At 43.1% G+C, this 260-nt stretch carries 1 pseudogene; it reads right to left on the bottom strand.

Annotated elements, in window-relative coordinates:
• Positions 1-260: pseudogene (locus AAEY79_RS15450) on the bottom strand (bifunctional (p)ppGpp synthetase/guanosine-3',5'-bis(diphosphate) 3'-pyrophosphohydrolase); the annotation flags it as partial.

Genomic DNA, 260 nt, shown 5'->3' with positions numbered 1-260 from the left:
GAGATGGGCTCACCATGAACGGGATGACAGCAGCCTGCTAAAGCAATTTCAATATTGTCTAAGCCATCGATACAAATTTTATAAGCGTCGATTTTACCAGTAGCTCTGGGGTCAACGCTTGGAGTGTATTCCTCTTCTTCTTTTTCCGGCTCTAATTGTAGCTGCCTTGAGATGTGTCCGGTCAATTGGTTGATACCAATTTCACCAGTCACCAAGCCCACCAAAATATCATCGGTATTTTTGACATTAAACAGCGGTAA

Source organism: Psychrobacter sp. GW64-MNA-CIBAN-0177 (assembly GCF_040309585.1).
Classification (GTDB): domain Bacteria; phylum Pseudomonadota; class Gammaproteobacteria; order Pseudomonadales; family Moraxellaceae; genus Psychrobacter; species Psychrobacter okhotskensis.
This window is presented reverse-complemented; position numbering and strand designations above follow the sequence as displayed.